Source organism: Azospirillum sp. (genome assembly GCF_035627195.1).
Lineage (GTDB): Bacteria > Pseudomonadota > Alphaproteobacteria > Azospirillales > Azospirillaceae > Azospirillum.
The window spans coordinates 1-6,284 of sequence record NZ_DASPMG010000313.1; the positions used below are offsets into that span (position 1 = coordinate 1).

Genomic DNA, 6,284 nt, shown 5'->3' on the forward strand with positions numbered 1-6,284 from the left:
TTCGGGTCGCGCGGATCGCGAACCTCTCGGAAAATCTCAATGAGCGACTGCATCGCGCGTCTCCTGAAGGAAAAGGCCACTTCGGTCTCTTCCTTCAGGTCAACAGGCGGAGAGCGCTTTACTCAGATGCGATAGCCCTCCTCCCCCGCCGGAGGCAGGGGAGGGCCTTAAGGGTCAGAACTGTTTCAGCAGGCGGTCGATGTACTCGCGCTCGGGAACAGGGCGTTCGAACTGGCCGGAGCGGCGGCGCAGCTCGTCCAGGATCTCGCGGGCGCGCTGGAGGTCCGACTGTTCGGGGATCTTCACGTCGTTGCCGTCGACGTTGCCCATGCCCGGCGGGCGCCGGCCCAGGGGATCGCGGCCGCGGCCGACGCGGCCGGGCTCGCGCCCGTCCGGGTTGTTGCCGGGCTGCATCCCCATCATGCCCATCATCTGCTGCATGAGCTGCTCGGCGTAGCTCTGCATGCCCTGCTGAAGCTCGTCCATCGCCTGGGTCTGCGGCGGCACGGCGGCCCCCGGCTGGCCCTGCTGGAGCGCCTGTCCGGCGTCGCGCATGGCCCGTTCGGCGCGGCCCAGCGGACGGGGGATGTCGCCCGTCATGTCGCCCATGCGGCGCATGATCTCGCCCAGCTGGCGGCGTAGCGCCTCCTGCTGTTCGGCCTGCTGCTGCATCATCGGGCTGCCCTGGCCCTGTTGGCCCTGCTGCCCTTGCTGCCCCTGCTGGTTGCGGCCCTGCTGGCGCTGGCGGGGGTTCTGGCCGCCGGGCTGCTGCTGTTGCTGCATGCCCTGGCCCATCTGCTCCTGCTGCTGGCGGAACGACTGGTCGAGGAGTTGCTGCTGGCGCTGGGTCAGCTCCTGCAGCTCGCGCATCATCTCCCAGGCCTGGTTCTGGCCCTGCTGCTGTTGCTGGGCCATGGCGCCGTTGCGCATGTTCTCCAGCATCTGCTGGAGTTGGGAGAGCATCTGGCGGGCGGCGTCGCGGGCACCGGTCTCGGCCATCTGGCGCATCTGGTCCAGCATCTGCTGAAGGTCGTTGCGGTCCATCATGCGGTCGGCCATCTCGGGCGGGACCTGCATGGGCGTCTCGCCGCGCTCCAGCGCCTCGCGCATCTGCTGCTCCACGGCGTCCATGAAGCGGTCGAGGGCCTGCTGAAGCTCGTCCATCAGCTGCTTCAGCTCCTGGTCGGAGGCGTTGCGGTCCAGCGCCTCGGCCAGCCGCTGCTCGGCATCGCGCAGGTCGCGCTCGGCCAGCGACAGGCCGCCGTCCTCGATGCGCAGCGCGGTTTCCCACAACAGCGATTGCAGCGCGGCCACGGCGGCGTCGCTCTGGTCCAGCAGCAGGCGGCCGACGGCGGTGCGCAGCGCCAGGAAGACGACGATGTCGCCGTGGTACTGGCTGGGCCGCGCCGAGATGTCGGCCAGCGCGCGGGCCACGTCCATGCGCGCGTCCTTGGGGCGGAGCGTCAGCTTCTTGCGCTCCTCGACGATGGCGCGGGCGACGGGGTGGTTGAACACCCGCTCGGGCAGCACCATCGCGAAGTCCTCGGTGCTGCCGGTCTGGCCGGCGCCGTCGGTGGCGGTGAGGCGCAGGACCACCGGGATGCCGGCCCAGGGGTGCGACGTCAGGTCGTTGAAGCTGGCGTTGCGCGCCTCCTTCGGGCGCACGCCGGGCAGGGCCAGCGGCAGGTCGACGGGCGTGCGGTCCAGCGCGGCGTCGGCGTGCGCCTCGTCCAGGCGCACGGTGCCGGCGACCGAGACGAGGCCGTAGTCGTCCTGGGCGGTGTATTCGATGCGCAGCGCGCCGCGCTCGCTCTTGGCCGGCGGGGTGGCGAAGGCGACGCTGGGCGGCTGGTCGGGCACCACGGCGATGGGCCAGGAGCCCAGCGTGCCGCCGCCCTGGGTGACGGCGATGCGGTTGCCGGCCTCCACCGGGCGCTGGATCTGGAAGGTGGTGCTGTCCACGCTTTCGAAGGGCACGGAGTCCTTGCCCAGCTCCAGCGTGGGCGCGCCGCCGCCGCCGGTGACGCGGCCCAGCACGAGGCTGCCGCGCGGCACCGACACCGGCTGGTCGGCGGCGGCGGTGCGCGCCTGCGCCGCCTGGGCCTGCCCCTGGCCGGGAGGCGCGCCGCCCGCCTTGAGGAAGATGGGCGGCAGGCCGGTGTATTCCGGCGGCGTCAGCCAGAGGTCGAGCGTCGCGGCGGCGGTGCCGCGCGGACCGTCCACATGCGGGCTGAAGGCCGCCGTGAGGCGCGGGCGCCAGTCGCCCCACGACCCGACCACGGCGACGAACAGGACCAGCGTGACCAGCATGCGCAACGCCCACGGGTCGCGCGCCGCCACGTTGGGGTGGGGCAGGGCGACGCGCAGGCGGCGCACGGTCTGGCGCATGCGCTCCTGGTGCAGGCGCCACAGCGCCGCCGCCAGGGCATCGCCGCCGGCCACGCTGTCGCGCAGCACGTGCAGGGGGCGGTGCGGCAGGCCGCTGTCGCGCTCCAGCCGGCGCCGGGCGGCGGTCTCGTCCGGGGCGGCGAAGCCGCGCAGGCCGCGGTACAGCGTTCCGCCGAGGGCGGCGGCGAACAGGACCAGGACCAGGGCGTGCAGCCAGCCGGGCAGGGCGGGCAGCGCGTTGAACAGCGCCAGCGCCAGGAACGCCCCGGCGATGGCGGCGGGCGCCCACAGCGCCGGCCACAGCCGTTCCCACAGCAGCGCCATGCGCGCCTGCCACAGCCGGAAGCCCGGTTCCGACGGAGCGTCCGCCGCGTTCGCCGTCCCGCCGGCAGGCTGCCGGGCCTGGGTGTCCTTCATGCCGCACTCCCGTCCTGTCGGTCACCGGCCGGGGGGCGGCTGAGCCGGTGCGTGAACAGGATATAGGTTGCCCGCGGCGGGTTTCCGCAGCGGACCGATCCAGACACGCACCGAACCATGCGTCCATGACGAAAATATGGCTGAAGGGCGATGCGGACGCTCACCGGTGTGGGGGATGGAGGCCTGCTGTGGGCGCTTGATATGGCAGGCAATATCGGCGACGCTCAAAGCCATGCGCATCGTTCTGGACACGAACGTCATCGTCGCTGCTCTCCGGTCGCAATCCGGAGCGGCGCAATCGTGGCTCGTCGCGGCATTGCGCAGACGATTTGAGCTGCTGGCTTCGCCTGCCATATTCCTGGAGTACGAAGACGTTCTGAAGCGAGAGGAGCAACTGGCGGCGGTGGGGCTCGATCACCAGGGCGTTGACCGGTTTCTCGCCGGTTTGGCGGCTGTGATCGTGCCGGTGGAAGTCTCCTTCTTTTGGCGACCTCAACTGAAGGACCCTGCTGACGAGATGGTGCTGGAGACCGCGATCAATGGGCGGGCGGATTTCCTGGTGACATTCAATGTCCGGGACTTCCTGCTTGCGGCCACGCGTTTCGGAATCAGTGTCGCCGGTCCGGCGGCGCTGTTGCCGTATCTGGAGAAGGTATCATGAGAAGGAACAACTTCGCCCTTCGCCTGCTGCCGTCGCTCATGAACGAGTTGCGCAAGGCCGCAGCGGAAGAGGGCGTGCCCATCAATCACTACATCAACATTGCCGTAGCCGAAAAGCTGGCGACGCGCAGGACGGCTGCTGAGTTCTTTGCGATCCGCGCGCAAGGCGGAGATCCGCAGGATGCGCTCGACATTCTGCGGGGTCTTCCGCCTGCCACGGGGCCGGAGCCCGAGGGTAGCTTCGAAATAATCCAGCCCAAGAAGGCCGGCTGAAGGGGCTTACCCCTTCAGCCACGCCGGCATGCGTTCGGCGGCCAGCATTTCCTCCACCGTCGGGCGGGGGCGGATGACGGCGAAGTCGGTGCCGTTCACCAGAACCTCCGGCGCCAGGGGCCGGGTGTTGTAGCTGGACGCCATCACCGCGCCATAGGCGCCGGCCGAGCAGAAGGCGATCAGGTCGTCCGACGCCAGCGGCGGCAGCGGGCGCTGCAGGGCGAAGGTGTCGCCGCTCTCGCACACCGGGCCGACCACGTCGATGGGCGACGTCTTGGCGCCCGGCGCCGGCTCGGCCACCGGCAGGATGGCGTGGTAGGCGTCGTACAGCGACGGGCGGATCAGGTCGTTCATCGCCGCGTCGACGATCAGGAAGCGGCGGTGCAGCCCCTTCTTCACGTAGATGACGCGGCTGACCAGGATGCCGGCGTTGCCGACCAGGGCGCGCCCCGGCTCCAGCGTCACGTGGCAGCCCAGGTTGCCGGTGATCGAGCGCACCATGCCGGCGTATTCGTGCAGGTCCGGCGGCGTCTCGTCGCGGTAGCGGATGCCGATGCCGCCGCCCAGGTCCAGGCGGCGGATGTCGATGCCGTCCTCGCGCAGCGCGTGCAGCAGTTCCACCACCCGCTCGAACGCGGCGCGGAAGGGGGCGAGGTCGGTGAGCTGGGAGCCGATGTGCACGGCGATGCCGACCGGATCGATGCCCGGCAGTGCTGCGGCCTTGCCATAGACCTCGCGCGCGTGGTCCCAGTCGATGCCGAACTTGTTCTCCTTCTTGCCGGTGGCGATCTTGGCGTGCGTCTTGGCGTCCACGTCCGGGTTGACGCGGATGGCGATCGGCGCCCGCACGCCCATGGACGTGGCCACCTCGCTCAGCGCCTCCAGCTCGGGGATGGACTCCACGTTCAGCTGGTAGATGCCGGCCTCCAGCGCCGTGCGCATCTCCTGCCGGGTCTTGCCGACGCCGGAGAAGACGATGCGGTCGGCGGGGATGCCGGCGGCGAGCGCGCGCTTGAACTCACCCTCCGACACCACGTCGGCGCCCGCACCCAGGGCGGCGAAGGTGCGCACCACGGCGAGGTTGGAGTTGGACTTCAGCGCGAAGCAGACGCCGGCGTCCTGCCCCTCGAACGCGCCGGCGTAGGCGCGGTAGTTGGCGACCAGCGCCTCGGTCGAATAGCAGTAGAACGGCGTGCCGACCTGTTCGGCGATGGCGGGCAGGGCCACGCCCTCGGCGTGCAGGATGCCGTTGCGGTAGGTGAAGGCGTTCATGGGAATGCCACCCCCGGCGCGACCTGTCCGGGCCTGGGGTCGAGGGAGGGGTTCGGGTAGGCCTGCGGGAAGCGGTCGGCCTCCTTGCCCTGGGGGGCGTCGACGAACTCCGGCTTCTTGCCGCAGCCGCCCAGCGACAGGGCCAGCGCCACGGCCAGCACGCCCATGGCGAGGCCGATGGCGCGATGGTGGGCGGCGCGTTGGTGGATGGCCCGGTGTTGGACGCGCCGGATCACAGGAAGCGCTCCCGGGCCGCCGCGACGGCCTCGCGCACGCGGGTGGGGGCGGTGCCGCCGAAGCTCAAGCGGCTGGCCACGGACGCCTCGACGGTCAGCACCTTGAAGACCTCCTCGGTGATGCGGGGCTCGATCGACTGGAGGTCGGCGAGCGCCAGTTCGGACAGGCGGGCACCCTTGTCCTCGGCCAGCTTGACGGCGCGGCCGGTGACGTGGTGCGCCTCGCGGAAGGGCATGCCCAGCACGCGGACCAGCCAGTCGGCAAGGTCGGTGGCGGTGAGGAAGCCGCGCTCGGCCGCCTCGCGCATGGATTCAGGGCGCGGGGTCATGTCGCGCACCATGCCTTCCATGGCGGTGACGCACAGCGCCAGCGTGTCGTCGGTCTCGAAGACCGGCTCCTTGTCTTCCTGCATGTCCTTGGAATAGGCCAGCGGCAGGCCCTTCATGGCGACCAGCAGGCCGGCCAGCGCGCCGATGACGCGCCCGGCCTTGGCGCGCACCAGCTCCGCCGCGTCCGGGTTCTTCTTCTGCGGCATAATGGAGGAGCCGGTGGTGAAGGCGTCCGACAGCCGGATGAAGCGGAACTGGTCGGAGCACCACAGCACGATCTCCTCCGCGAAGCGCGAGAGGTGCATGGCGCAGATCGACGCGGCGGCCAGATACTCCAGCGCGAAGTCGCGGTCGGACACGGCGTCCAGCGAGTTGGCGGTGGGGCGGTCGAAGCCGAGTGCGGCGGCCGTGGCGTGCCGGTCGATGGGGAAGGGGGTGCCGGCCAGCGCGGCGGAGCCCAGCGGGCACTCGTTCAGCCGCGCGCGGGCGTCGCGCATGCGGCCGCGGTCGCGCCCGAACATCTCCACGTACGCCAGCAGATGGTGGCCGAAGGTCACCGGCTGCGCCGCTTGGAGGTGGGTGAAGCCGGGCATCACCGTGTCGGCGTGCTTCTCGGCGAGGTCGATGAGGGCGGCCTGCAGCGCCTTGAGGCCGCCGTCGAGGCGGTCCAGCGCGTCGCGCACCCACAGCTTGAAGTCGGTCGCCACC

At 70.8% G+C, this 6,284-nt stretch carries 6 protein-coding genes; 2 read left to right on the plus strand and 4 right to left on the minus strand.

Annotated features, from left to right (window positions below; genetic code table 11):
* Window positions 1-174: 174 nt before the first annotated feature.
* Window positions 175-2,805, minus strand: coding sequence for a TIGR02302 family protein (locus VED21_RS28210; protein ID WP_324888373.1), 2,631 nt, complete (start codon window positions 2,803-2,805; stop codon window positions 175-177).
* 232 nt (window positions 2,806-3,037) lie between these two features.
* Between VED21_RS28210 and VED21_RS28215 the strand changes: the two genes are divergently transcribed.
* A complete protein-coding gene (locus VED21_RS28215; RefSeq protein WP_324888375.1) occupies window positions 3,038-3,466 on the plus strand; it encodes a putative toxin-antitoxin system toxin component, PIN family in 429 nt (142 codons plus the stop codon).
* Window positions 3,463-3,738, plus strand: coding sequence for a hypothetical protein (locus VED21_RS28220; protein ID WP_324888378.1), 276 nt, complete (start codon window positions 3,463-3,465; stop codon window positions 3,736-3,738). The genes VED21_RS28215 and VED21_RS28220 overlap by 4 nt, the downstream gene beginning before the upstream one ends.
* Before the next feature lie 6 nt (window positions 3,739-3,744).
* On the opposite strand, the gene lysA is transcribed toward VED21_RS28220, so the two are convergent.
* The 3 genes from lysA to argH form a co-directional block, all read right to left on the minus strand.
* Complete coding sequence (gene lysA, locus VED21_RS28225; protein ID WP_324888380.1) at window positions 3,745-5,010, minus strand: diaminopimelate decarboxylase; 1,266 nt, start codon at window positions 5,008-5,010, stop codon at window positions 3,745-3,747.
* Window positions 5,007-5,246: a hypothetical protein gene (locus tag VED21_RS28230; protein ID WP_324888382.1), complete on the minus strand. Its 240-nt coding sequence runs from the start codon at window positions 5,244-5,246 to the stop codon at window positions 5,007-5,009. The genes lysA and VED21_RS28230 overlap by 4 nt, the downstream gene beginning before the upstream one ends.
* The coding region (gene argH, locus VED21_RS28235; protein ID WP_324888384.1) for an argininosuccinate lyase at window positions 5,243-6,284 on the minus strand (1,042 nt) is incomplete at its 5' end. The genes argH and VED21_RS28230, both read right to left, overlap by 4 nt.

Coding starts and splice junctions, on each gene's coding strand:
- lysA (WP_324888380.1), bottom strand. CDS start 5,010: ATGAACGCCTTCACCTACCGCAACGGCATCCTGCACGCCGAGGGCGTG.
- VED21_RS28215 (WP_324888375.1), top strand. CDS start 3,038: ATGCGCATCGTTCTGGACACGAACGTCATCGTCGCTGCTCTCCGGTCG.
- VED21_RS28220 (WP_324888378.1), top strand. CDS start 3,463: ATGAGAAGGAACAACTTCGCCCTTCGCCTGCTGCCGTCGCTCATGAAC.
- VED21_RS28210 (WP_324888373.1), bottom strand. CDS start 2,805: ATGAAGGACACCCAGGCCCGGCAGCCTGCCGGCGGGACGGCGAACGCG.